Genomic DNA, 24,616 nt, shown 5'->3' on the forward strand with positions numbered 1-24,616 from the left:
CGTTCAGACGCGTTCGATGACGGTGGCGATGCCCATGCCGGCACCGATGCACAGCGTGGCCAGCGCGGTGGCCTTGCCGGTGCGCTCGAGTTCATCCAGCGCGGTGCCGAGGATGATGGCGCCGGTGGCGCCCAGCGGGTGGCCCAGCGCGATGGCACCACCGTTGACGTTGACGCGGTCCAGCGGCACGCCCAGGTCGCGCGCCGTTTTCATCGGCACGGTGGCAAAGGCCTCGTTGATCTCCCACAGGTCGATGTCGCCCGGCGTCATGCCGAGCTTGTCGAGCGCCTTGCGACAGGCCGGCGTGGGGCCGGTCAGCATGATGGTGGGCTCGGAGCCGATGACGGCACACATGCGCACGCGGGCGCGCGGCTTGAGGCCCGCCTTGTCACCGGCCTGCTTGCTGCCGAGCAGCACCAGCGCCGCACCATCGACGATGCCCGACGAGTTGCCGGCGTGGTGCACGTGCTGGATCTGTTCGAGGGTGGTGTACTTGTCGAGCGCGGTGGCGTCGAAGCCCATGTGGCCCATCATCTCGAACGACGGGTTGAGCTTGACCAGCGTCTCGACCGAGGTGCCGGGGCGCACGGTCTCGTCGCGGTCGAGCAGCAGCAGCCCGTTCAGATCGTACACGGGCACGACCGACTTCGCAAAGCGCCCCTCGGCCTGCGCGGCAGCCGCACGGCGGTGGGATTCGGCGGCATAGGCGTCGAGCTCGGTGCGGCTGAAGCCTTCCAGCGTGGCGATCAGGTCGGCGCTGATGCCCTGCGGCACGAAGGCCGTGCCGGTGTTGATGCGCGGGTCCATGACCCAGGCGCCGCCGTCGCTGCCCATGGGCCAGCGGCTCATCGATTCGACGCCGCCGGCGACCACCATGTCTTCCATGCCGGACATGATCTTGGCGGCGGCCAGGTTCACGGCCTCGAGGCCCGAGGCACAGAAGCGCGACAGCGTCACGCCGGCCACGGTCTGCGCCCAGCCGGCATCGAGCACGGCGGTGCGCGCGATGTCGGCGCCCTGCTCGCCCACCGGCGTCACGCAGCCCAGCACCAGGTCATCGACCAGGCGGGTGTCCAGCTTGTTGCGCTGCTCCAGCGCCTGCAGCAGCGTGCGCAGCAACCACACCGGCGTGGCCTGGTGCAGGCTGCCGTCCTTCTTGCCCTTGCCGCGCGGCGTGCGCACGGTGTCGTAAATGAATGCGTCCGTCATGGTGTCTCCGTCGTTCGCTCACAGAAAGCGAGAGGCCAGCTCTTTCATGATTTCGTTCGTGCCGCCATAAATGCGCTGCACGCGGGAATCGGCCCACACGCGGGCAATCGGGTACTCGCGCATGTAGCCATAGCCGCCGAAGAGCTGCAGGCACTCGTCGGCCAGCTTGAACTGGTGCTCGGTCACGTAGTACTTGAGCAGCGCCGCGCGGTCCACACCCAGCTTGCCCTGCAGGTGGGCCACCACGGCCGCATCGGTCATGGCCTGGCAGGCCAGCAGCATGGCCTGGCATTCGGCCAGCTTGAAGCGGCTGTTCTGGAAGCTGAACACCGGCTTGCCGAAGGCCTTGCGTTCCTTGGTGTAGGCCAGCGTCTCCTTCATCGCGAACTGCATCGCGGCCACGCCGGCCAGCGCCACGATCAGGCGCTCCTGCGGCAGCTCCTGCATCAGCTGGAAGAAGCCCTGCCCCTCGGTGCCGCCCAGCAGGTTTTCCTTCGGCACCACCATGTCGTCGAAGAACAGCTCCGAGGTGTCCTGCGCCTCCATGCCCAGCTTGTCCAGGTTGCGCCCGCGGCGGAAGCCCTGCACCTCGTCGGTCTCGACCACCATCAGCGACACGCCGTGCGCGCCCTCGTCCTTGTTCGTTTTGGTGACCAGGATGACCAGGTTGGCCAGCTGGCCGTTGGTGATGAAGGTCTTGCTGCCGTTGATGCGGTAGGTGTCGCCCTCGCGCAGCGCGAGCGTCCGCACGCCCTGCAGGTCGGAGCCGGTGCCCGGCTCCGTCATCGCGATGGCGCCCACCAGCTCGCCCGTGGCCAGGCGAGGCAGCCAGCGGCGCTTCTGCGCCTCGGTGCCGTAATGCAGGATGTAGGGCGCGACGATGCCCGAGTGCAGCGAGCCGCCGAAGCCGCTCAGGCCGGCCACGCCCTGCGCCAGGATCAGCGCGGCCTCATGCCCGAAATCGCCGCCCCCGCCGCCGTATTCCTCGGGGATGCCGGCACACAGAAAGCCCTGCTCACCCGCCTCGCGCCAGGCCGCCCGGTCCATCATGCCCTGCGCACGCCAGGCCTCGTCACGCGGCCCCCATTGCTCGGTGAAGAAGCGGGTGGCCGAGTCGAGCAGCATCTGGTGTTCGTCGGTCATCCACGGGGCGGCAAAGCAGTCGATGGTCATGGTGTCTCCTGAAGTCGGTCCGCACACGGCGGCGTTGGGCATGCCCCACCGCATGACACCCTGTCCATGGAACAGTAATCTGGATTACCGTTTCGAAAGTGGGGTTCGCCAGGGGGCTTCGGGGTGCCGCTGCGACACCGATGTCGCAGCCGATCCCTTGGCAGCGGGGTTCTTGTCGGGTTCTGATCTTGGGTGAGTCGGACGCGCTCCGGCAAGAGGCCGAACCCGTTTTTCTTCAAACAGGCGTTCATTTGGTAAGATGAATTTCCGATCTGGAACGCTGTCTTGCCATGAAGTCCCCCGCCGCCGCAGCGCCCGACACCGGGCGTGCCTCCCCTCCGTCCGATGCGGACGACCGCCGCGCGGCCCTGGCGCGCATGCGTCCCGAAACCCTGGGTCGCATCGAAAAGGCGGTGCTCTCGCTGTTCTCGCAGCGTGACTTTCACGAAGTCAGTCTGCTGGATGTGGCCAAGGCCGCCAACGTCTCGCTGCAGACCATCTACAAGTACTTCGGCAGCAAGGAGGTGCTGGTCTACGCGATGCTCGACGTGATGCTGGGCCGGTTGGCCGAGCGCATGATCGACCACCTGCAGGGCATCGACGACGCGCGCGAGCGCCTGCGCAAGACCTGTTGGGTCACGCTCGACTACATGGACAAGCACCCGGCCGTGATGCTGCTGCTGTTCACCGCGGTGCCGGTCTCGCGCCATCGCCACATCCGCGTGTACGAAAGCCCGGAGCTGATGGGCGCCTTCCTGGGCGTGTTCAAGGACGGGCAGGCCCGGGGCGTGCTCAACAACGAGGTGTCGCACAAGGTGCTGCTCGACATCTTCATGGGCATCGTCGGCCGGGTGGTGCTGATGCACATCGTGCGCGGCGAGCAGCAGCCGCTGGTCGCCCAGTTCGACGCGCTCTTCGGCATCCTGTGGCGGGCGATGTCCATGCCGGACGAACGGCCTGCGGGCTGAGCCCCACGCCGCCCACGGCGGAGCCTTCCTAGAATGGGGCAAGCCCCCCGCCCCTCACGCAGGAAAGACCCCGCCATGCACCATGACGTGTCGCTGATTTCAACGCTGGCCGCCGGTTTCGCCCTGGCCCTGGCCCTGGGCTTCGTCGCCTCGCGCCTGAAGGTGCCGCCTCTGGTGGGCTACCTGCTGGCCGGGGTGGTCATCGGCCCGGCCACCCCCGGCTATGTGGCCGACGTGCAGATGGCCGGGCAACTGGCCGAGATCGGCGTGATGCTGCTCATGTTCGGCGTGGGCCTGCACTTCTCGGTGGCCGAGTTGCTGGCCGTGCGCCGGGTGGCGGTGCCAGGCGCCATCGTGCAGATCGCGGTGGCCGTGGCGCTCGGTTTTGCCGCCACCCATGCCTGGGGCTGGTCGATCGGCGCAGGCGTGGTCTTCGGCCTGTGCCTCTCGGTGGCCAGCACGGTGGTGCTGCTCAAGGCGCTGGAAACCCGTGGCCTGGACGAGACCGTCAACGGCCGCATCGCCGTGGGCTGGCTCATCGTCGAAGACCTGGTCATGGTGCTGGTGCTCGTGCTGCTGCCGGCCTTTGCCCCCATGCTGGCCGCGTCGGGCGAAGGTGCCTCGGCCGCACCGCCCGCCAACCTGGGCACCACCATTGCGCTGACGCTGGCCAAGGTCGTCGGCTTCATCGCGCTGATGCTGGTGGTGGGCCGGCGCGTGTTTCCGCGCATGCTGTGGTGGGTGGCGCGCACCGGTTCGCGCGAGCTGTTCACGCTGTGCGTGGTGGCCAGTGCCGTGGGCGTGGCCTATGGCGCGGCCCGCCTGTTCGATGTGTCGTTTGCGCTGGGCGCCTTCTTCGCCGGCATGATGATGCGCGAGTCGGCCTACAGCCACCGCGCGGCCGATGAATCGCTGCCGCTGCGCGACGCCTTCACCGCGCTCTTCTTCGTCTCGGTCGGCATGCTGTTCGACCCGGCCGTGCTGTGGACCTCGCCCGGCAAGCTGGCGCTCACGGTGGCGATCATCGTGGTCGGCAAGACGGTGGCCGCTGTCGCCCTGGTGCTGCTGCTGCGCTACCCGCTGAGCACCGCGCTCACGGTGGGCATGGGGCTGGCGCAGATCGGCGAGTTTTCCTTCATCCTGGCGGGCCTGGGCATGTCGCTGCAGTTGCTGCCCAAGGAGGGGCAGGATCTGGTTCTGGGCGCCGCCCTGCTCTCGATCGCCCTCAACACCGCGCTCTTTGCCGTGCTTGAGCCGCTGCGCGACTGGCTGGGCGAGCGATCCGAACTCGCCCGCCGCCTGGGCGCCCGCGACGACCCGCTGGCCGAGCTGCCCACCACGGTGGACGCCGCTCGCCTCACGGGGCATGTGGTGCTGGTCGACCATGGTGAAGTGGGGCAGCGGGTGGCTGCGCTGCTGCACGCCGACCAGGTGCCCTTCGTGGTCGCCGACGGGAACCGGGCCGTGGTCGATCAGCTGCGACGGGAAGGCGTGGCGGCCGTGGCCGGCGACCCGACCGACCCCGCCGTGCTCATCCAGGCTCACATTGCCCGCGCCTCGGTCCTGCTCGTCACCGGTGACGACACCTTGCGCGCGCGCCGCATGGTGGACATCGCCCGCCAGCTCAACCCGGCGATCCAGGTGCTGCTGCACGGCGCCAGCGAGGACGAAGCGATCCTGCTGCGCGAGGCCACCCAGGGCACGGTGTGCGTGCCCTCGGCCGCGCTGGCAGACGGCATGGCCGCCCAGGTTCGCAGCTGGATGCGCCCGGCCGCCACACGCCCCCATGGGGCGCCCGTCGGCAGCTGAGCCCGCGGGGCGACAATGGCCGCCGTGCTCCACCCCCTCGCCCTCTTCTGACGCCCGCCATGAGCCTGTTCGATCGCCTGCGCACCTGGGCGCGCCGCATGAAACGCGACGTCGCGCTGGTGTGGTTCGCCGCCCGCGACCCGCGCACCCCGACCAGCGTGCGCTTGCTGGCCCTGGCCGTCACCGCCTACGCCCTCAGCCCCATCGATCTGATCCCCGATTTCATCCCGGTACTCGGTTACCTGGATGACGTGATCCTGGTGCCACTGGGCATCTGGCTCATCGTGCGGCTGCTGCCGCCCGCGGTGCTGGCCGATGCCCGCGCGCGCGCCGACGCCCTCACCGAGCGGCTGCCCCGCGTGGCCGCCATGGCGGGGCTGTTCATCCTCATCTGGGTGGTGGGCGCCGCGGCGTTCGGCTGGTGGCTGTGGGGCCGGATGGCCTCCTGAGCCCCCGGCCTACAGCGTCAGCGCACGGCCCACGAACAGGATGGGCCCGGTGGGCCGCCCCACCGGCGAGCCGCCTTCCGGCTCCAGCGTCAGCTCGAACAGTTGCCGTGCGCCCAGCCCGGGCAACTGCGCAGCGGGCACCTCGACCACCTGCCCCGCGCGCACCAGCCCGAGCGACGTCGGCCGTGAAGCGCCTTCCGGCTTGGTCCAGAACTGGAGTGTCTTGCCGGGCGGCACCGCGGCCGTCGGCCCCACCGGCACCAGCCGCACCATGCCCCCCGCCGCGGCCTCCACCACCCAGCCGGTGTCGTGCGCGCCGGGCGCCTGCAGCAGCACCAGGTAGCGGGGCCCGGGGCTCGGAGCCGTGCCCGGCCACCGCTGCAGCCCCAGCAGGCTGCCCAGCACCAGGGACGCGGCCAGTCCGCAGCCGGCTGCCAGACGCCAGAAGCGCAGGCTGCGCCAGCTCGGGTCGTTCGCCGCACCCACCGGGGCCGCTGCGGGGTGCGGCCCCAGTTGCGACTCGATGCGCGACCACACGCCGGGCCGCACGGCCATCGGCATGGTGTGGGCGTGCAGGCCCAGCAGCCGGTCCTGCCAGCTGTAGACCTCGGCCAGCAAGACCGGCTCACGCGCGAGGCGGCGTTCCACGGCCTGACGCTCGGCGAAGCCCAACGTGCCCAGCACGTACTCGCCGGCATCGGCAATGCGCTCGTGATGCTCGTGCATGGCGCCCCCTCAGCTCAGGCAGGCCTTCAAGGCCACCAGACTGCGCCGGATCCACGACTTCACCGTGCCCACCGGCCGCCCCACGCGTTGGGCGATCTGCGCGTGCGTGTAGCCCTCCACATAGGCATCGACCACGCACTGCCGCCGGGTGCCCTCCAGCTGGGCCAGACAGCGGTCGAGCGCCTGCTCGTCATGCACCGGGTGGCCGTCGTCGTCCACCGCGGTGTCCACGAAGTCGGCCACCGCATCCCCGGCCGGCTCGGGCTGCCGTCGGCGCACCGCATCGAGCGCCCGATGGCGCACCACCGTGTAGATCCACCCCCGGCCGGATCCCAGCGCACGCTGAAAAAGGCCCGCCCGCTGCCAGATCTGCAGAAAGGCATCCTGCAGCACGTCGTGGGCGAGGTCGCGGTCCCGGACGATGCGCATCGCCACCGCCAGCAACCATCGGGCCTCGCGCTCATACAGCGACTGCAGCGCAAAGCGCTCGCCCCGCGCGCACGCTTCCAGCGCGGATTCGTAGTCGAACCCGTCAGGGTCGGGGGGAGACGGAGCACGCAAGAGGGTGGGCATGAGGAGGGGGCTCATCAAGAATGGGATCCGGTGCCGGGCTGAATGCGTTACGCGCGGCGCGCCCGGGCAGATGCAGACCCAACCCCCTCAAATGCGGGGGATACCGTGGGGTAGCATCCTCGCGTCCCCGCTTCCACCTCCGTCCGTGCTGCTGCTGATCCTCACCGTGCTGGTCCTCGCCGTGCTGGTGGGCCGCCCGCTGTGGGTCGCCCGCCAGCGCCGGCGGCTGCGCGCCCAGCCCCTGCCGCCCTTCTGGCTGCGCATCCTGCAGCGCCGCGTGCCCCTGGTCGCCCGCCTGCCCGCGCCCCTGCAGGCCACCCTGCACGCCCGCATGCGCGTCTTCCTGGCCGACAAGGCCTTCATCGGCTGCCGCGGGCTCGAGGTCACCGAAGAGATGCGCGTCACCGTGGCCGCCCTGGCCTGCCTGCCCATCCTCGGCCGCGACGACAGCGACTACGACCGCGTGCGCCAGATCCTGCTGTACCCCGATGCCTTCGTGGTGCGCCTGCGCCACCAGGACCGGGCCGGCGTGGTGTCCGATGGCGAGGAAGCCCGCGCGGGCGAGTCCTGGCACGAAGGCCAGGTCGTGCTGTCGTGGGCCGACACGCTGGACAGCGCCGCCGTGCCGGACGACGGCTACAACGTGGTGATCCACGAGTTCGCCCACCAGCTCGATGATGCCCACGGCCTCAGCGTCGACCTCGAAGCGCCGCCCTCCGGCCACGACTGGGCCGCCGTGCTGGGCGAGGCCTACCACCGCCTGGTGGACGCGGCCGACCGGGACGCCGCCACGCTGCTCGACCCCTACGGCGCCACCGACCCGTGCGAGTTCTTTGCCGTGGCCAGCGAGGCCTTCTTCGAGCAGGCGGCGCAACTCGCAGAGGGGGAACCGGCGCTCTACGCGCAACTCCAACGCTTCTACCGGCTGGACCCGGCCCGCTGGGCCGCCGCTTGAGTTCCGGCCCGATCCGGCCGATAAGGCTGGCAATCCCCGCAAGGTTGCGCCATGCCCTCCATCCCGCTTGACACCGCCCTGAGCCCCGACGAAGCCGAGCGCCTCGACGCGCTGCACGACCACGCCATCCTCGACACGCCGCCGGCACCCGATTTCGATGCGCTGGCCCGCCTGGCCGCTCATGCTTGCGGCACCCCGGTGGCCGCCATTGGCCTGCTCGACCGCGACCGGCTGTGGTTCAAGGCCCGCGTGGGAGTGGCCCACGCCGCCCTGCCGCTCGAAGCCAGTCTGGCGGACGACACAGCCCGCGCGCTCGGTGGCCTGCTGTGCGTGCCCGACCTGACCGAAGACCCGCGTTTTCGTGACCACCCGGTGCGTCAGATGCTGCCCGACTGGCACTTCTACGCTGGCGCGCCGATCGAAGACGAAGCCGGCCACGTGCTCGGCGTCATCTGCGTGGCCGCGCCCGAGGCCCGCGGGCTCGAAGCCGGCCAGCGCCAGGCCCTGACCGACATCGCCCGCCTGAGCTGGCACGCCATCGATGCCCACGCGCAGCGCCGCACCCTCGCCCGCCAGGCCATCACGGACCCGCTCACCGGGCTCGCCAACCGCGCCCACTTCGACCAGGCCCTGACGGTCGAGCTGGCCCACGCCATGCGCCGCGGCGAACCCTTCACCGTGCTCGTCATGGACCTCGACGGCTTCAAGGAGGTCAACGACGGCTTCGGCCATGCCGCTGGCGTGGAAGTGCTGCGTGCCGTGGCCGAGCGCATCCAGGCGCAGGTGCGCACGGGCGACGTCGTGGCCCGCTTCGGCGTCGACGAGTTCGGTGTGGTGATGCGCCACGGCGGCCGCGACGACGCCCAGGTGCTGGCACGACGCATCGTGCGGGCCGTCGCCAACCCGATCGCGCTTTCATCGGGCGACACCGTGGGCGTGGGCATCTCGGTGGGCATCGCCGCCTACGACGACGACGTCGACAGCCCCCGCACCCTGCTCGCGCAGGCCGACCAGGCCCTGTTCGAAGCCAAGCGCGAGAACGAAAAGCGCTGGAAGCTCTTCATCGGCATCCGGTGAAACCCGCTCCTGCGGGTGGGCGGCGGTGTCGCACGACCACCCCTGCACAAGGGCCAGCCATTTTGACAACGCGGCGTTTCAAATATAGAGTCCGGCTCGTTCCCCCCGTTCAACGGGGGTCGGTCACGAGCCCGCCTGCACCCTCCTGAGTTCCCTGCGGCGGCCCTCTGCCGGCCCTCCCCTCACCGACCGCCGTGTCGCAGGAGCCCCCGCATGTCCGAACACTTTGACGTCCTGATTGTTGGCGCCGGCCTGTCCGGCATCGGCGCGGCCCGCCACCTCAAGACCCAGTGTCCCGGCAAGACCTTCGCCATCCTCGAAGGGCGTGACACCATCGGCGGCACCTGGGACCTGTTCCGCTACCCCGGCATCCGCTCCGACTCCGACATGTACACCCTGGGCTACAACTTCAAGCCCTGGACGGAGAAGCAGGTCATCGCCGACGGCCACCGCATCCGCAACTACATCGCGGAAACGGCCCGCGAGAACGACATCGAACGCCACATCCGCTTCGGCAGCAAGGTGGCCTCGGCCGACTGGCACAGCGAGACCGCGACCTGGACCGTGACGGTGCAGAAGACGTCAGGCGAAACCGTGCAGCTCACCTGCGGCTGGCTGATGATGTGCTCGGGCTATTACAACTACGAAGAAGGCTTCACGCCCGAGTTCAAGGGCCGCGACACCTTCAAGGGGCAGGTGATCCACCCGCAGTTCTGGCCCGAGAACCTCGACTACAGCGGCAAGCGCGTCGTCGTCATCGGCTCCGGCGCCACCGCCATCACCCTCATCCCCTCGATGACGGACAAGGCCAGGATGGTGACCATGCTGCAGCGCACGCCGAGCTACGTGATCTCGGTGCCGCAGTTCGACCCGATGGTGCGCTTCCTGCTGAAGTTCCTGCCCGCGATGACGGTCTACAACATCAGCCGTGCGCGCAACAACTTCATCACCCAGGGCATCTTCAAGCTCTCGCGCAAATACCCCAACTTCATGCGCAAGCTGCTGCTCAAGCAGGTGAAGGCCCAGGTCGGCCCGAACTTCGACATGAAGCACTTCACGCCGCCCTACAACCCCTGGGACCAGCGCCTGTGCGCCGTCCCCAATGGCGACCTGTTCAAGGCCATCCGCAAGGGCAAGGCCAGTGTCGTGACCGACCACATCGACCGCTTCGTCGACAACGGCATCCTGCTGAAGTCCGGCCAGGTGCTGGAAGCCGACATCATCGTCACGGCCACGGGTCTGAACCTGCGTCTGTTCGGCGGCATGCAGATCAGCGTGGACGGCCAGGCCATCCAGATGAACCAGCACATCTCGTACAAGGGGCTGATGTTCAGCGACATCCCGAACTTCTCGAACACGCTGGGCTACACCAACGCCTCGTGGACGCTGAAGGCCGACCTGATTGCCGAGTACGTCTGCCGTCTGCTCAAGCACATGGACAAGACCGGCACCCCGATCGCCGTGGCCGAGCGCAAGGACCCGAACGTGCAGCCTGCGCCACTGCTCGACATGACCTCCGGTTACGTGGCCCGCGCCGAGGCCCACCTGCCCAAGGGCGCCGACCGCGCGCCGTGGAAGCTCTATCAGAACTACGCGCTCGACATGGACCAGCTGCGCAACGGCAAACTGGAAGACGGCGTGATGCAGTTCAAGAAGCCGCACGCCGCCACCGGAGCCACCGGCAAACCGCGCCTCGCAGCCTGAGCAGCGTGGCCTTCAGGCGGGCGGTCGCCGGGGAGCGCCGCCGTCACGCTGGCCGGGTCACGTCGTTCAGGTAAGCCTGCACCGCCTGCACGGCCGCCGATTCCAGCGCGCCCACGGCAAAGGGCAGCGGCCGCCGCGCCGCCGTCACCCAGGCGGTGTGGGCCAGCCCATCGGCCATCTGCAGCGACACCCAGGCCGCCACATCGAGCGACACGCCAGGGCCGAGGAGCCCTGCCAGCGCAGAACGCCAGACGGCCCACCAGGCGCCGGGCTGCATCAGCGCGTCGGCCGCTTCCTCTTGCGCCAGCGCCGTCAGCGGCGGCAGGTCCACGAAGGGCGCGTCGGCTTCCAGCAGGGCGTGCAGGACCGGGTCGAGCGCGTGGGCCGCAAACAGCCCCCGCACCAGCGCCGCCACCGCCTCGGCCAGCGAGGCCGGCGCAGCGGCCTGCCACGCATCCCGCATCGCTTCGCCCATGTCGTGGGCATGCCGCTGTCGCAGGGCCGCCAGCAAGGCCGCCTTGTCCGGGAAGTACTGGTAGATGGCGCCCACACTGACACCCGCCTGGCGAGCCACCTCGTTCGTGCTCAGGCCCGCATGCCCGCGGGTGCGCAGCACCTCGGCCGTGGCCTGCAGCACCAACTCGGTCAGGCGACGCGCGCGGGACTGCCGGGGCGCACGGCGCACCGGGCGCGCGGGTGCGGCCAGCGTGTCGACCGCTTCGACGGCGGCCACTTCGGACTCGGTGGGGTGACGCATGGGGTGCGGATTGTCGCAGCAAGCGTGCATCCGAGCCGCACCCCGCCCCCTCCGAGGGGCGACGCCCGCCACACCGCACCGGCGACACGGCATGATGCGACCCTGAACAGCTGCCCACTGCCATGCCGATGTCTGCCCTGCCCCGCGCCCTTGCCCTCGCCAGCCTGCTGCTGCTCGGCGCCTGCTCGATGCTGCCCAAAGGCCCGGACACCAACCGGCAGCGCGCACAGGATGCGGGGGTGACGAACCGCATGGGCCACGCGGCCATGACGCCGCTGGGTGACCTCAACCTCGTGCAGACCGAGATTCCTGCGGCGCTCAAGGAAGCCACCGCTGGGCCCTATGCCGTGCCGGGCGACCTCACCTGCGCCCACCTCAACGAGATGATCGGGGCGCTCGACGACGCACTGGGCCCCGACGTCGACCGCCCTCGCAACGGCAAGGACACCGACCTGCTCGACCAGGGTGTCGACATGGCGGAAGACGCCTCGGTGTCGGCCGTGCGGCGCACGGTCGAAGGCTTCGTGCCCTTCCGGAGCTGGGTGCGCAAGCTCTCCGGCGCCGAACGCCACAGCAAGCGCGTCGGCAGCGCCATCACGGCCGGCACGATGCGGCGCGCCTACCTCAAGGGCCTGCGACAGGGGCAGGGCTGCACACCGGCCGTGCCGGAGCCCAAGCCGGCCCTGACCGCCGCGGCCTCCGCCCCGATCACGCCTCCGTCCAGCGAGGCCCCCACGCCGATGCCTTCCGCATCCGCCCCGGCGTCCGCCGACGCCAGTGCGAGCGCGCAGGTCCGGCGCTGACGCGTCAGGCCTCGAAGCCCAGCGTCCAGGAGGCTGAGGCCGCCGCGGCCTCGCCACGGTGCTCGCGCACCGTGGCAATCACCTGTCGGGCCACGGCGCACAGCGCCTCGTGCCCGTCGGCCTGCTCGATGGCCAGCGTCATGCGCAGACCCTGCACCAGGCCGAGCTGCGCCTTGACCACGCCATTGAGCCGCTCATAGAGGGCGGTCTCGTCGAGGCTGGTCTCACCCGGCGGTCGCAGGACGCTGTCCTCGCCGCGCTCGGACCGGGAGGAACGGGCGGGGGCCGCAGCCGACGCTGCCGGCGCCTGGGCCCGTTCGATGAGCCCGGCCTCCTCCAGCGCGGCCAGGGCACCGGCTTCGGCGCCGTGCACCATCTGCAGCCAGTCTTCCCCGTCCCGGGACGGATCGATGATCAACAACAGGTTGCGCGTGGGGCGATCGAACGCCATCTTGCGCGCCGCGATCTCCTCGCGGCCCAGCTGGGTCTTGGTAAAGCGTGCCACCGAAGTGGTTCTCCTGAATGCGTACTTCGTGAGCCGCGAAGCTTCCCACATCGCCCCTGGCACCTGGCTCGGGAAGAACCCGCGACATGCTGACCGGCATCGTGAACGGCCGCACTGAAATGGCGAAACCGGGCACAAGGCCCGGTTTCGGCGTGGAAAGGCGGTGGCCCGATTCAGGCCAGCCGGCTCACTCCACGGCCTTCACCATGTCCTCGACCACCTTCTTGGCATCGCCGAACACCATCATGGTCTTGTCCATGTAGAACAGCTCGTTGTCGAGGCCGGCGTAGCCGCTGGCCATCGAGCGCTTGTTCACGATCACGGTCTTGGCCTTGTAGGCCTCGAGGATGGGCATGCCGTAGATCGGGCTGCCCTTGACGTGCGCCGCCGGGTTCACCACGTCGTTGGCGCCCAGGATGATGGCCACGTCGGCCTGGCCGAACTCGCCGTTGATGTCTTCCATCTCGAAGACCTGGTCGTACGGCACCTCGGCCTCGGCCAGCAGCACGTTCATGTGACCCGGCATGCGGCCCGCCACCGGGTGGATGGCGTACTTCACGCTGATGCCCTTTTCGGTCAGCTTGGCGGCCAGCTCCTTCACGGCGTGCTGCGCGCGGGCCACGGCCAGGCCGTAACCCGGCACGATCACCACGGTTTCGGCGTTGCCCAGCACGAAGGCGGCGTCGTCGGCCGAGCCGCTCTTGACGCTGCGCTGCTGCTGCGCGCCACCGATGGCGGCCGCACCGGCGTCGCCACCGAAGCCACCCAGGATCACGTTGAAGAACGAGCGGTTCATCGCCTTGCACATGATGTAGCTCAGGATCGCACCCGACGAGCCCACCAGCGAACCGGCAATGATCAGCATCGGGTTGTTCAGCGAGAAGCCGATGCCGGCGGCAGCCCAGCCCGAATAGCTGTTGAGCATGGACACCACCACCGGCATGTCGGCGCCGCCGATCGGGATGATGATGAGCACGCCCAGGATGAAGCTCAGCACGATCAACGCAACGAACAGGTCCATGCGCTGCGTGGCCATGAAGCCGCCGATCAGCGCCAGCGCCACCAGGCCCAGCACCAGGTTCAGCATGTGCTGGCCCTTGAAGATGACCGGGGCGCCCTGGAACAGGCGGAACTTGTACTTGCCGCTCAGCTTGCCGAACGCGATCACCGAGCCCGAGAAGGTGATGGCACCGATGGCGGCCCCCAGGGCCAGCTCCAGGCGGTTGCCCACCGGGATCTCGGCCAGCGCATCACCAATGGGCTTGGCGGTGATCTGGAAGGCGTACGGCTCGGCCACCACGGCCACCGCGATGAACACCGCGGCCAGGCCGATCATGCTGTGCATGAAGGCGACCAACTCGGGCATCTTGGTCATCTCGACGCGCTTGGCCATGATGGCGCCAGCGCCGCCGCCGATCACCAGGCCGGCCAGCACGTAGCCAATGCCGGCGCCGAAGTTCAGGCTCAGCGCCTGAGCCTGGCCGTGGATCAGGCCGATCGTGGTCAGCACGGCAATCGTCATGCCGGTCATGCCGAACACGTTGCCGCGGATGGAGGTCGTCGGATGGCTCAGGCCCTTGAGGGCCTGGATGAAGAACACCGAGGCGACCAGGTACAGCAGGGCGATCAGGTTCATGCTCATTTACTTGCCTCCTGCCTTCTTGTCTTTCTTCTTGAACATCTCGAGCATGCGCCGGGTGACGAGGAAGCCCCCGAACACGTTGACCGCAGCGAGCGCCACGGCCAGCACACCCATGACCTTGCCCAGCGTGGTCACCGTCAGCGCGGCAGCCAGCATGGCGCCCACGATCACGATGGCCGACACGGCGTTGGTCACGGCCATCAGCGGCGTGTGCAGGGCGGGGGTCACGTTCCAGACCACGTGATAGCCCACATAGATGGCCAGCACGAAGATGGTCAGGTTGATGACGACGTGGGAAATGGCTTCCATCGCGTTGTCTCCTGGGCAGGGGAAGTTGAAAAACGGGGGGCCGGGCTGGCGCCTCGTGCGGGCGCCTCGGCCGGCCGGACCGGCACGCCGGTCAGTCGAACTTGCGGATTTCCTTGATCGCGTTGCCGGCGTCCAGCAGCACGACCTTGGGCTTGTAGGTGCTGATCTCGGCCTCGCTCATCGGCGCGTAGGTGCAGATGATGAGCAGGTCGCCCACCGTGGCCTTGCGGGCCGCCGCGCCATTCAACGAGATCGTGCCCGAGCCGCGCGGCGCCTTGATGATGTAGGTGGAAAAGCGCTCGCCGTTGTTGACGTTGTAGAGCTCGATGTACTCGAACTCCTTCATGTCGGCGGCGTCCATCAGGTCTTCATCGATGCCGCACGACCCTTCGTAATCCAGGATGGCTTCGGTGACGGTGGCTCGGTGCAGCTTGGCACGCAGCATGACGCGTTGCATGGTCTTCAATCTCTCGGGAATTGCGCTTGTCGGGAACTGCTCAAGCGCGCAGCAGCTGGCCGTCGCGGCACATCAGGCATGCCTTGACGATGTCGTCTTCGAGGTCGACGTGGAACTGGCCTTCCTTGTTGAAGACGAGCTTGAGGAAATCAATCACGTTGCGGGCGTACAGCGACGACGAGTCGGCGGCCACCAGCGCGGGCAGGTTGGTTTCACCCACCAGCGTGACGCCGTGCTTGACCACCGTCTGGCCGGCTTCGGTCAGCGGGCAGTTGCCGCCGGCCGGGGCGGCCAGGTCGACGATGACCGAACCCGGCTTCATCGACCTGACCATCTCTTCAGTCACCAGCACGGGGGCGGCACGGCCCGGAATCAGGGCGGTGGTGATGACGATGTCGGCGGCGGCCACGCGCTTGGCCACTTCGGCCTTCTGGCGGTCCAGCCACGACTGCGGCATCGGGCGGGCGTAACCGCCCACGCCTTCGGCCGCTTCCTTTTCTTCGGTCGTTTCGTACGGCACGTCGATGAACTTGGCGCCCAGCGACTCGACCTGCTCCTTCACCGAGGGGCGCACGTCCGAGGCTTCGATCACGGCACCCAGGCGCTTGGCCGTGGCGATGGCCTGCAGGCCGGCCACGCCCACACCCAGGATCACGACGCGGGCGGCCTTGATGGTGCCGGCAGCCGTCATCAGCATCGGAAACAGGCGCTGGTACTTGTCGGCGGCGATCATCACGGCCTTGTAGCCGGCGATGTTGGCCTGGGAGGAAAGCACGTCCATGCTCTGCGCACGGGTGGTGCGCGGCGCGGCCTCCAGCGCAAAGGCGGTCAGCTTCGTGTCGGTCAGGGCCTGCAGGCCGTCCTTGTCGAACGGATTGAGCATGCCGACCAGCACGGCGCCCGGCTTCATCAGCGTGCGCTCTTCGGCCGAGGGGCTGCGCACCTTGAGCACCATGTCCGCGCCCAGCGCGCCAGCCGCGTCGGTGATCTCGGCGCCGGCGGCCACATAGGCGTCGTCGGTCACGCTGGCGGCCACGCCGGCACCCGATTGCACCTTCAGGGTGTGGCCCTGGGCCTTCAGTTTCTTGACGGTCTCGGGGGTCACCGCCACACGGGTTTCACCCGCGAGCGTTTCCAGGGGCACGCCAATCAGCATTCGAGTCTCCTACTGGTCAGAACCGCCCGCGGACAGGGACGGCGCTTGTCTTTACCAAACGTGTCAGCATACACAAGGTTTGTGGCGCGCTCGCGTCCCTTCGGGCCCTCGATCGCACGGTCGTTCGCTTTTCGTGCGCGGGCTGCCGCACATCTGGGAACATTTGTTGTCAGTTGCGCCGCGCAGGGCGGCTTGCCCAGGCAACGTCGGCCCGTCCGGAAAACGCGGGCCATCCCGCCCATTCGGTGGGGCATCAGGCAGATTGCCACACGTTCGTCACAGGCTTGACGGATAATCCCACGGCCATGAACACCGCAGACATCCTGGAGGCGGCGCCTCTGCCCAAGCCGGTCCACGCGCCGAAGGTGCGGTGGAAGCCCAATGTCACCGTGGCCGCGCTGATCGAGCGCAACGGGCGCTTTCTGCTGGTCGAGGAAGACACCTCCGACGGTCTGCTGCTGAACAACCCCGCAGGGCACCTCGATCCGGGCGAGTCGCCGGTCGAAGCCGCCGTGCGCGAGGCGCTGGAAGAAACCGGCCGGCACTTCACGCCGGAAGGTTTTCTGGGGATGTACATGTCCCGCTTCCGGCGCACGCGCACGGGTGAAGACATCACCTACCTGCGCCTGGCCTTCTTCGGCTCGGTCTCCGAGGCCGACCCGGCGCTGGAGCTCGACGAAGGCATCGTCCGCACGGTGTGGATGACCGCCGACGAGATCCGCGCCTGCCCCGAGCGCCACCGCAGCCCGCTGGTCCTCGAGTGCATCGAGGCCTACCTGGCCGGCCAGCGTTATCCTCTCGGCATCCTGACGGTGCACGACAGCGTCTTCAGCGCCCCGGCCCACCACCGCGAGGCCTGAGCGCCCGGCGCGCGCCGCCGCCCTGTTTCCTGATCCAGCCGCCCGCGTGGCGGCTGTCGCTTTTGGTGATTCCATGAGTCTCAAGCATCGCGTGGTCGTCGGCCTCAGCGGCGGCGTCGATTCCGCCGTCACCGCCTGGCTGTTGAAGCAGCAAGGTCACGAGGTCATCGGCATCTTCATGAAGAACTGGGAAGACGACGATGACAGCGAATACTGCTCGTCGCGCCAGGACTTTCTGGATGCCGCCTCGGTGGCCGACGTGATCGGCATCGAGATCGAGCACGTGAACTTCGCGGCCGACTACAAGGACCGCGTCTTCGCCGAGTTCCTGCGCGAATACCAGGCCGGCCGCACGCCGAATCCGGACGTGCTGTGCAATGCCGAGATCAAGTTCAAGGCCTTTCTGGACCACGCCATGCGGCTGGGCGCCGAGAAGATCGCCACCGGGCACTACGCCCGCGTGCGCGGCGTGGCCGATGCGTCGTACGAGGGCGGCCAGCGCTTCGAGCTGCTCAAGGGGCTCGACCCGCTGAAGGACCAGAGCTACTTCCTGCACCGGCTGAACCAGGCCCAGCTGAGCAAGACGATGTTCCCGGTGGGCGAGTTGCCCAAGACCGAAGTGCGCCGCATCGCGGCCGAAATCGGGCTGCCCAACGCGAAGAAGAAGGACTCGACCGGCATCTGCTTCATCGGCGAGCGCCCCTTCCGCGAGTTCCTCAACCGCTACCTGGCCAACCAGCCCGGCCCGATCAAGGACGACCGCGGCCGCAAGCTGGGCGAACACGTGGGCTTGAGCTTTTACACGCTGGGGCAGCGCAAGGGCATCGGGATCGGTGGCGTGAAGGAAAAGGGTGCGCCACGCGGCGGCGGCGAGCACGACCCGTGGTTCGTCGCGCGCAAAGACATGGCCTCCAACACGCTGTACGTGGTGCAGGGCCACGACCACCCCTGGCTGCTGCAACACACGCTGGCGGCAGACGACCTGAGCTGGGTCGACGGCCGCGGGCCGCAGGTGGGTCAGGCCGGTGTGGGCGCGAAGACGCGCTACCGGCAGGCCGACGCACCCTGCGCCGTGACGGCGGCCAGCGCCAGCCAGATCAGCCTGCACTTTCCGGAAGCCCAGTGGGCGGTCACGCCGGGCCAGTCGGCCGTGCTGTACGCCGGTGAGGTGTGCCTGGGTGGCGGCGTGATCACGGGCGCCGCATGAGTGAGCGCCCACTGACGGATGGCGCTCATCGCCCGCCCATTGCCATCCTCGACACCAACGCCCTCCTCGACTGGCGCGTGTTCAAGGACCCGGCGGCCACACCGGTGGCCGAGGCGCTCGCCGCCGGCACACTGCGCTGGCTGGCGAGTGCCGCCATGGAAACCGAGTGGCACCACGTGTGGCCGCGCAGTGCCTTTGCCCGCTGGCAGCCCGACCCGGCGCTGACGACCACGGTGTTCGACCACGCCGAGCGGGTGGCCGAGCCGCCCCGGGGCCCACTGCGTTGCAAGGACCCCGATGACCAGGTCTTCATCGACCTGGCGCTGCACGTGGGCGCCACCTGGCTGTTCACGAAAGACGCTGCCCTGCTGAAACTCGCCGGGCGCGCCCGCCGCCTGACGGGCCTGCGCGTGCTGAGCCTGCAGGACTGGGTGGCCCGGCACGGCGCCAGCCTGCGCCCGCTGGACGCACCGCCCACACCCCTCTCACCGGACCGACCGCCATGCACCACGCCGCTGCCTGCCTGACCCGACGCCGCCTGCTGTCCCTGACTGCGCTGCCCGCGGCCCTCACCGTGGCGGGATGCGCCAGCCTGCTGGGCCCGCGCACCGTGGTCATCACCCGCGAGGAGCTGCTGCGCAAGCTGGGCCAGCGCTTCCCGAGCACCAAGCGGCTCCTCAACCTGCTGGACGTGCAGGCCGGCCTGCCCGAGCTGACGCTGCAGCCGCAGGCCAACCGGGTGCTGGCCGCCGTGCCGCTGCAGGCGCGCGACCTGCTGATGGGGCAGGCCTACACCGGCAAGGTGGCGCTGAGCTTCGGGCTGCGCTACGAGCCTCAGGACCTGAGCGTGCGCCTGAGCCAGGTCCGCGTCGAGGAGATCAATGTGAACGGGCTGCCGGCGGCGGCGCGCCAGCAGCTGACCCGCCTGGGCGCCTGGCTGGCCGAGGAACGCCTGCAGGACCAGGTGATCCACCAGTTCAAGCCGGAAGACCTGCGCACCGCCGACCGCATGGGCTACGAGGTGGGCGGCCTGCGCGTGACCGACACCGGGCTGGCCATCGACCTGCAGCCGCGCCGCTGACACGCTGCGCCAGTCCCAGCCCGGCGCTTGCGAGCCCGGTGCACGGCGCTTACCGTGACGGAACGCGCCATTACCTTTTGCGGACCGGCGCGGCCACAGGCTGACCCGCTGTGGACAATGCCGGTTTTCGCTGTTCCGACACCGACGCGCCATGGACATCTTTTCGAACAACGGCCGCCTGCAATGGGTGGAAGCCTTCATCAAGGGCATCCCGTACGCGCAGGCCTCCGGCATGTATGTCACCGAGATCGGCGAGGGCCGCGCCGGCCTGGGCCTGCCCGCGCGCGACACCTGGACGGGTGACACCGAGCGCGGGCTGATCCACCCCGGCGTGCTGAGCGTGCTGGCCGACACCGCGTGCGGCGTGGCGGTGGGCACGGCACTGGCCGAGATCGAGCCGTTCGCCACGCTGGATCTGCGCATGGACTACCTGCGCCCGGCCGTGGCCAACGAAGAAATCGTGTGCCGCGCCGAGTGCCATCGTCTGTCGCGCAGCGTGGCCTTTGTGCGGGGCGAGCTGTTCCAGCCGGGCCGGGCCGAACCGGTGGCCATGGTGAACGCGACCTTCATGCGGGCCACCGCCAACAAGCGCCGCGCCGGGGGTGGGGCCGCGCCCGCACCGAACCTGCCCGTGAGCCCCGCACAGGCTGCGGCCTCGCTCGGGTCGCCTGCCAGCATCGAGCCCAGCCAGGTGTTTCGCAGCGAGCCGGCCGACATGCCGGAAACGCGCGCCATCCCGCCGGGCCGCTCGCCGTATGTGGACTTCCTCGATGTGCGCCAGCAGCCGCAGATCGACGCCGGCCCGGTGTTCCGCATGCCCTTCAAGCCGGAGCTGATCGGCAACCCGATCCTGCCCGCGCTGCATGGCGGCGTGCTGGCCGGCTTCGGCGAGACCGGCATGATCCTGCATCTGCTGGCCACCAACCCGGGTCTGCAGGGCGCGCCGCGCGGCGTGGACTTCGCCATTGCCTACCTGCGCTCGGCCAAGCCGGTCGACACGTTCGTGCAGGGCACGACCGTGCGTCAGGGCAACCGTGTGGCCCTGGTGCAGGTCAACATCTGGCAGGACGACCCCCAGCGCCCCGTGGCCCAGGCACGCGGCCACTGCCTGATGCCGCGCGACACCGACTGACGTCAGGCCACCGCCGCGCTCGACAGCCAGGCGGCATCGGGCTGCCCCTCACAGCCCGCGTGCTGGCGCGCGAACCAGTCGGCCAGCGCCGCATGCTGGGCGACGGTGGTGTGCAGCCCCAGCTTGCTGCGCCGCCACAGCACGTCGTCGGCCGTGAGGGCCCACTCGTGGCGGCGCAGGTGGTACAGCTCGGCCTCGAACAGATCGGGCAGCACCTCGGTGCCGAGGTCGTCGCGCCCCCGCATGCCGTCGAGCAGGCGCAGCACCCGGCTGCCATAGGCCCGCGTCCAGCGGCGCAGCAGCGGCAGCGGCAGCCAGGGGTGAACCTGCCGCAACCGGGACTGGAAGGCGATCAGATCCAGTTCGGGCGACACCGTGTGGTCGAGCAGTTCGCCCAACTGCCCGCCAGGAAGGGCTGCGTCCGCCGTCCATGCCAGACGCCGTTCGCCCAGCAGGTCGCCCACCTGGTCGGCCGCCTGCTCGGCCAGCAGCCGGAACGACGAGAGGCTGCCGCCCCACACCGTGAGCACCGGAGCCGGTCGGGCGTGAAGCTGGAGCTGGTGCCGACCGTGCGCGCCCTCCTCGCCCCGCCCCGGCGCCTTCAGTGCACCGCGCAGGCCGGCATAGGACCACACCACGTCGCCCGGCTGCACCGGCCGGCGCAGATAGCGGCTCGCCTCCTGACACAGGGCCATGACCTCGTCCGGCTCGGCCGCCACGCCGTCGGGCGGGCCATCGTGCGGCTGCTCGGCCGCACCGATCAGGGTGAAGTGACGCTCGTAAGGCAGCGCGAAAATGAAGCGCCCGCCGCGTGTGTGGAACACGCAGCCGTGGTCATGCTCCACACAGCGGGGCACGACGATGTGGGTGCCTTTCAGCCACGTGAGGCCAGGCGGCTCGCCTCCCTTGCGCGCAACCGCTGCGGGCGGCACCTGCAAGACCCCACTGAGGACCGACGACGCCCAGGCCCCGGCGGCGTTCACGACCACCCGTGCCTGAACGGTCAGCCGCTGCACGACGCGGCCGTCTTCCGGGTGCCGGCGCACCAGCCTGACGCGCCAGCCGCCACCCTGGGCCACCGCACTGTCGCAACGGGTGCGCGTCAGCACCAGTGCACCGCGCTCGGCCGCGTCGCGGGCGCACAGCGTCGCCAGCCGTGCGTCGTCGGCCATCACTTCGGTGTAAACGAAGGCGCGCGTCCAGGCGGGTTGCAGCGAAGCGCCCAGTCGAGAGCGACGCAAGGCGACCGCTTCGCTGGGAGGCAGCCCGCTGCCTGCGGCCAACCGGTCGTGCCACCACAGCCCCAGCCGGATGAGCGCACCGGTGCGCATGCCGTCGTCGTGCGGCATCAGCAAACGCACCGGCGTCATCAGGTGGGGCGCACACTGCAGAAGGCGGGCGCGCTCCTGCACGGCCCGGCCCATTCCGCCCAGGTCGAGCCGGGCCAGCTCGCGCAGCCCGCCGTGCACCAGCTTGCCGGTCGCGCCCGACGCATGGGCTGCCAGGTCGTCCTGCTCGCACAGCGCCACGCGCCAGCCACGGCCGGCCAGATCGCGGGCCACGGCCGTGCCATGCAGGCCCCCGCCCACCACCAGCACATCACAGAGGTGGTCCACGGCCTCATCGGGCGAAGAGGCAAGCGACGACAGCATCGACATGGGCAGCGGGCTCCAGCGCGGAAGAGCTCCCATTGGACTGCAAGCCGATGACCCCTGAGTGCGCGTTTGTCTTCTTTTGTGTTCGGATTTTTTCGGATACCCTCGACCGGATGAGCGACAACAGCCCGATCCGCCCGGCCGCCCCCTGGAGCCCCAACCCGCGTCAGATGGCGCTGCTGGAAGAGGTGCGCGCGCGGGGCGCGGTGTCCGTCGAACGCCTGGCCCAGCGCCTGGACGTGACGATGCAGACCGTGCGCCGCGACGTGCAGCGCCTGGCCGACGCCGGGCTGCTGGCGCGCTTTCATGGCGGCGTCAGCCTGCCCCGCGAGCCCGCCCGCGTGGGCGCCTGGAAGGAGCGGCAGGCCATGCAGGCCGACGCCAAGGCGCGCATCGCCCGTTCGGTGGTGGCCGCCATCCCCGAGGGCGCCACGCTGATGCTGGGCGTGGGCACCACCGTCGAGGCCGTGGCCCGCGAGCTGCTGAACCGACCGGGCCTCACCGTCGTCACCTACAACCTCCACGTGGCCCAGGTGCTCAACGAGCACCGCGACTGCAAGGTGCACGTGGCCGGCGGCACGCTGCGCTCGCGCGACAGCGCCATGGAAGGCGACAGCACGGTCGACTTCCTCAGGCAGTTCAAGGTCGACCTGGCCATCCAGACCACGCTGGGCATCGACCCCGACGGCAGCCTGCGCGACCGCGACCAGCGCGAACTGCCCGTTGCGCAGGCCATGCAGGCCCAGGCCCGCGCCACCTGGCTGGTCGCCGACGTCAGCAAGTTCAGCCAGACCGCGCTCGCCCGCGTCGGCCACCTGAAGGACATGCGCCGCGTGTTCACCGAAGCCCTGCCCCCGCCGCCCTTCCCCCAGTTGCTGCAGGAATGGGACGTCGCCCTGACGATCGCGCCATGAGCGCCGGCATGCAAGGCGTCCGGCGCAAGGTCGTTCACGCCACCCTGTACGAAGGCGTCGCCATCCTGATGCTGGCCGTGCTGATGCAGCCGGTCACCGGCAAGGGCCTGGCCGAAACCGGGCCGTTCGCCATCGCCTGCTCGGTGATCGCCGTGCTGTGGAACATGGCCTTCAACACGCTGTTCGAGGCGTGGGAGCGGCGGCAGACCGACCGCCGACGCACGCCGCGCCGGCGCGCGCTGCACGCGATCGGCTACGAAGGCGGGCTGGTGATGATGACCCTGCCCGTGATCGCCTGGTCGCTCGACATGGGCTGGTGGGACGCCTTTCTCACCGACCTCGGGCTGGTGGCGCTGTTCCTCGTCTACACCTTCTGCTTCAACTGGGTGTTCGATCACCTCTTCGGATTGCCGGCGTCAGCGCACTGAAACGGGGTGGGGCGTCGTGCGGGCGCCCCGAACGTCGCCGTCGCAGCCCCCATGACGCCAGCAGGTCCCTACCATGGGCGGTTTCCCCTCGAGGTCTCCGCCCATGCCCTCCGCCCTCGTCCCCCGCACCCGCCTCGTTTCCGGTCCCGACGGCCCGCTGGCCGTGCAGCAATGGGGTGAAAGCGGGCGCAGCACCATCGTCCTCATCCACGGCTACCCCGATCACAGCGGCATCTGGTCGAAGATCGCGCCGCTGCTGGCCGACCAGTGGCATGTCGTCGCCTACGACGTGCGCGGCGCGGGCGCCTCGTTCGTGCCCGCCCGCACCGCCGACTACCGCCTGCCGCGCCTGGTGGCCGACCTGCGCGCCGTGATCGACGCCACCAGCCCCGACCGACCCGTGCACCTGGTGGCGCACGACTGGGGCTCGATCCAGGGCTGGGAGGCCGTGACCGACCCGACCCTGCGGGGCCGCATTGCGTCCTACTCCAGTTGCTCGGGGCCTTGCCTCGACCACGCCGGCCACTGGATGCGCGACCGCCTGCGCCGCCCCACGCCCCGCCACCTGGCGCAGTACCTGATGCAGGGCCTGCGCTCCTGGTACATCGCCTTCTTCCACCTGCCGGTGCTGCCCACCGTGATGTGGCACACGGTGATGGGACCGCACTGGTCGCGCTGGCTGCGCTGGCTGGAGCGCACGCCGGCAGAGCAACGCGCCGGCCAGACCGCCGACGGCGTGCGCGGCATGCGGCTTTACCGCGCCAACATGCTGCCCCGGCTGCTGGGGCCGGGCGACCGCCACGCGCACGCCCCGGTGCAGGTCATCGTGCCCCTGCGCGACCGCTTTGTCGGCCCGGCCTTGAGCGACCCGGCCCACTTGGCACGCTGGGTGCCGCAGCTGCACCGGGTCGAGGTGGATGCCGGCCACTGGCTGCCGCTGCAGCAGCCAGCGCTGTTCGCGCGCCTGGTGCGCGGCTTCGTGCGCCGGGTGGAGCGGCAGCAGCGCCAGACCGGACGCCAGCGCATCAAGGCCTGATCGACACAAGCCCTGACGCCCCGATGGGAAT

The 24,616-nt window shown here is 69.7% G+C and carries 26 protein-coding genes; 15 read left to right on the forward strand and 11 right to left on the reverse strand.

From position 1 onward, the window contains the following. Window positions 1-3 precede the first annotated feature (3 nt). Window positions 4-1,209 (reverse strand): acetyl-CoA C-acetyltransferase, encoded by a 1,206-nt coding sequence (locus tag DEH84_RS16670; protein ID WP_109037966.1) that lies wholly within the window; start codon window positions 1,207-1,209, stop codon window positions 4-6. Window positions 1,210-1,227: 18 nt separating this feature from the next. Further along, window positions 1,228-2,382 (reverse strand): acyl-CoA dehydrogenase family protein, encoded by a 1,155-nt coding sequence (locus tag DEH84_RS16675; RefSeq protein WP_109037968.1) that lies wholly within the window; start codon window positions 2,380-2,382, stop codon window positions 1,228-1,230. Between the two features lie 290 nt (window positions 2,383-2,672). Between DEH84_RS16675 and DEH84_RS16680 the strand changes: the two genes are divergently transcribed. The 3 genes from DEH84_RS16680 to DEH84_RS16690 all read left to right on the forward strand — a co-directional run bounded on the left by DEH84_RS16680 (window position 2,673) and on the right by DEH84_RS16690 (window position 5,608). Then, entirely contained in the window at window positions 2,673-3,350 is a 678-nt protein-coding gene (locus DEH84_RS16680; protein ID WP_109037970.1) for a TetR/AcrR family transcriptional regulator, read from the forward strand. Between the two features lie 75 nt (window positions 3,351-3,425). Beyond that, window positions 3,426-5,159, forward strand: a complete 1,734-nt coding sequence (locus DEH84_RS16685; protein WP_109037972.1) for a cation:proton antiporter — start codon at window positions 3,426-3,428, stop codon at window positions 5,157-5,159. A 59-nt stretch (window positions 5,160-5,218) separates the two neighbouring features. Beyond that, a complete protein-coding gene (locus DEH84_RS16690) occupies window positions 5,219-5,608 on the forward strand; it encodes a YkvA family protein (protein ID WP_109037974.1) in 390 nt (129 codons plus the stop codon). 9 nt (window positions 5,609-5,617) lie between these two features. On the opposite strand, the gene DEH84_RS16695 is transcribed toward DEH84_RS16690, so the two are convergent. Together DEH84_RS16695 and DEH84_RS16700 are read right to left on the reverse strand one after the other, a co-directional pair. Then, window positions 5,618-6,334, reverse strand: coding sequence for an anti-sigma factor (locus DEH84_RS16695; RefSeq protein WP_109037976.1), 717 nt, complete (start codon window positions 6,332-6,334; stop codon window positions 5,618-5,620). 9 nt (window positions 6,335-6,343) lie between these two features. Continuing rightward, a complete protein-coding gene (locus DEH84_RS16700) occupies window positions 6,344-6,907 on the reverse strand; it encodes a sigma-70 family RNA polymerase sigma factor (protein ID WP_109037978.1) in 564 nt (187 codons plus the stop codon). 145 nt (window positions 6,908-7,052) lie between these two features. Between DEH84_RS16700 and DEH84_RS16705 the strand changes: the two genes are divergently transcribed. The 3 genes from DEH84_RS16705 (at window position 7,053) to DEH84_RS16715 (ending at window position 10,643) form a co-directional block, all read left to right on the forward strand. Beyond that, the gene (locus DEH84_RS16705; protein WP_245932626.1) at window positions 7,053-7,862 is read left to right on the forward strand and encodes a M90 family metallopeptidase; all 810 of its coding nucleotides are present in this window, start codon (window positions 7,053-7,055) and stop codon (window positions 7,860-7,862) included. Window positions 7,863-7,913: 51 nt separating this feature from the next. After that, the gene (locus tag DEH84_RS16710; RefSeq protein WP_109037982.1) at window positions 7,914-8,939 is read left to right on the forward strand and encodes a GGDEF domain-containing protein; all 1,026 of its coding nucleotides are present in this window, start codon (window positions 7,914-7,916) and stop codon (window positions 8,937-8,939) included. A 213-nt stretch (window positions 8,940-9,152) separates the two neighbouring features. After that, window positions 9,153-10,643: a flavin-containing monooxygenase gene (locus tag DEH84_RS16715; protein WP_109037984.1), complete on the forward strand. Its 1,491-nt coding sequence runs from the start codon at window positions 9,153-9,155 to the stop codon at window positions 10,641-10,643. Window positions 10,644-10,686: 43 nt separating this feature from the next. Here DEH84_RS16715 and DEH84_RS16720 read toward each other — a convergent pair whose 3' ends face one another. Next, window positions 10,687-11,400, reverse strand: a complete 714-nt coding sequence (locus DEH84_RS16720) for a TetR/AcrR family transcriptional regulator (RefSeq protein WP_159099017.1) — start codon at window positions 11,398-11,400, stop codon at window positions 10,687-10,689. 128 nt (window positions 11,401-11,528) lie between these two features. On the opposite strand from DEH84_RS16720, the gene DEH84_RS16725 reads away from it, so the two are divergent. Next, window positions 11,529-12,203, forward strand: coding sequence for a hypothetical protein (locus tag DEH84_RS16725; RefSeq protein WP_179950596.1), 675 nt, complete (start codon window positions 11,529-11,531; stop codon window positions 12,201-12,203). A gap of 4 nt (window positions 12,204-12,207) precedes the next feature. On the opposite strand, the gene DEH84_RS16730 is transcribed toward DEH84_RS16725, so the two are convergent. The 5 genes from DEH84_RS16730 to DEH84_RS16750 form a co-directional block, all read right to left on the reverse strand. Beyond that, window positions 12,208-12,708 (reverse strand): hypothetical protein, encoded by a 501-nt coding sequence (locus DEH84_RS16730; protein ID WP_109037988.1) that lies wholly within the window; start codon window positions 12,706-12,708, stop codon window positions 12,208-12,210. A 187-nt stretch (window positions 12,709-12,895) separates the two neighbouring features. Further along, window positions 12,896-14,350, reverse strand: coding sequence for an NAD(P)(+) transhydrogenase (Re/Si-specific) subunit beta (locus DEH84_RS16735; protein ID WP_109037990.1), 1,455 nt, complete (start codon window positions 14,348-14,350; stop codon window positions 12,896-12,898). Then, window positions 14,351-14,659: an NAD(P) transhydrogenase subunit alpha part 2 gene (locus DEH84_RS16740; RefSeq protein ID WP_109037992.1), complete on the reverse strand. Its 309-nt coding sequence runs from the start codon at window positions 14,657-14,659 to the stop codon at window positions 14,351-14,353. A gap of 91 nt (window positions 14,660-14,750) precedes the next feature. Further along, complete coding sequence (gene panD, locus DEH84_RS16745) at window positions 14,751-15,116, reverse strand: aspartate 1-decarboxylase (protein ID WP_109037994.1); 366 nt, start codon at window positions 15,114-15,116, stop codon at window positions 14,751-14,753. A gap of 40 nt (window positions 15,117-15,156) precedes the next feature. Further along, a complete protein-coding gene (locus DEH84_RS16750; protein ID WP_109037996.1) occupies window positions 15,157-16,272 on the reverse strand; it encodes a Re/Si-specific NAD(P)(+) transhydrogenase subunit alpha in 1,116 nt (371 codons plus the stop codon). A gap of 305 nt (window positions 16,273-16,577) precedes the next feature. Between DEH84_RS16750 and DEH84_RS16755 the strand changes: the two genes are divergently transcribed. The 5 genes from DEH84_RS16755 to DEH84_RS16775 all read left to right on the forward strand — a co-directional run bounded on the left by DEH84_RS16755 (window position 16,578) and on the right by DEH84_RS16775 (window position 20,552). Beyond that, window positions 16,578-17,132 (forward strand): NUDIX hydrolase, encoded by a 555-nt coding sequence (locus tag DEH84_RS16755; RefSeq protein ID WP_109037998.1) that lies wholly within the window; start codon window positions 16,578-16,580, stop codon window positions 17,130-17,132. A 73-nt stretch (window positions 17,133-17,205) separates the two neighbouring features. Next, window positions 17,206-18,339, forward strand: coding sequence for a tRNA 2-thiouridine(34) synthase MnmA (gene mnmA, locus DEH84_RS16760; protein ID WP_109038000.1), 1,134 nt, complete (start codon window positions 17,206-17,208; stop codon window positions 18,337-18,339). Next, window positions 18,336-18,866, forward strand: coding sequence for a PIN domain-containing protein (locus DEH84_RS16765; RefSeq protein ID WP_109038002.1), 531 nt, complete (start codon window positions 18,336-18,338; stop codon window positions 18,864-18,866). Before mnmA ends, DEH84_RS16765 begins: the two co-directional genes overlap by 4 nt. Next, a complete protein-coding gene (locus DEH84_RS16770) occupies window positions 18,842-19,420 on the forward strand; it encodes a YceB family lipoprotein (RefSeq protein WP_109038004.1) in 579 nt (192 codons plus the stop codon). Before DEH84_RS16765 ends, DEH84_RS16770 begins: the two co-directional genes overlap by 25 nt. A gap of 151 nt (window positions 19,421-19,571) precedes the next feature. Next, complete coding sequence (locus DEH84_RS16775) at window positions 19,572-20,552, forward strand: PaaI family thioesterase (protein WP_109038006.1); 981 nt, start codon at window positions 19,572-19,574, stop codon at window positions 20,550-20,552. A 2-nt stretch (window positions 20,553-20,554) separates the two neighbouring features. On the opposite strand, the gene glpD is transcribed toward DEH84_RS16775, so the two are convergent. Then, a complete protein-coding gene (glpD, locus tag DEH84_RS16780) occupies window positions 20,555-22,210 on the reverse strand; it encodes a glycerol-3-phosphate dehydrogenase (RefSeq protein ID WP_109038008.1) in 1,656 nt (551 codons plus the stop codon). 110 nt (window positions 22,211-22,320) lie between these two features. On the opposite strand from glpD, the gene DEH84_RS16785 reads away from it, so the two are divergent. The 3 genes from DEH84_RS16785 to DEH84_RS16795 all read left to right on the forward strand — a co-directional run bounded on the left by DEH84_RS16785 (window position 22,321) and on the right by DEH84_RS16795 (window position 24,585). Beyond that, window positions 22,321-23,121, forward strand: coding sequence for a DeoR/GlpR family DNA-binding transcription regulator (locus DEH84_RS16785; protein ID WP_109038010.1), 801 nt, complete (start codon window positions 22,321-22,323; stop codon window positions 23,119-23,121). Continuing rightward, entirely contained in the window at window positions 23,118-23,549 is a 432-nt protein-coding gene (locus DEH84_RS16790; protein ID WP_245932627.1) for a PACE efflux transporter, read from the forward strand. Before DEH84_RS16785 ends, DEH84_RS16790 begins: the two co-directional genes overlap by 4 nt. A gap of 103 nt (window positions 23,550-23,652) precedes the next feature. Beyond that, window positions 23,653-24,585 (forward strand): alpha/beta fold hydrolase, encoded by a 933-nt coding sequence (locus tag DEH84_RS16795; protein WP_245932628.1) that lies wholly within the window; start codon window positions 23,653-23,655, stop codon window positions 24,583-24,585. Window positions 24,586-24,616: the final 31 nt, after the last annotated feature.

It is taken from the genome of Aquabacterium olei, from assembly GCF_003100395.1.
In the GTDB taxonomy this organism is placed as follows: Bacteria; Pseudomonadota; Gammaproteobacteria; order Burkholderiales; family Burkholderiaceae_C; genus Aquabacterium; species Aquabacterium olei.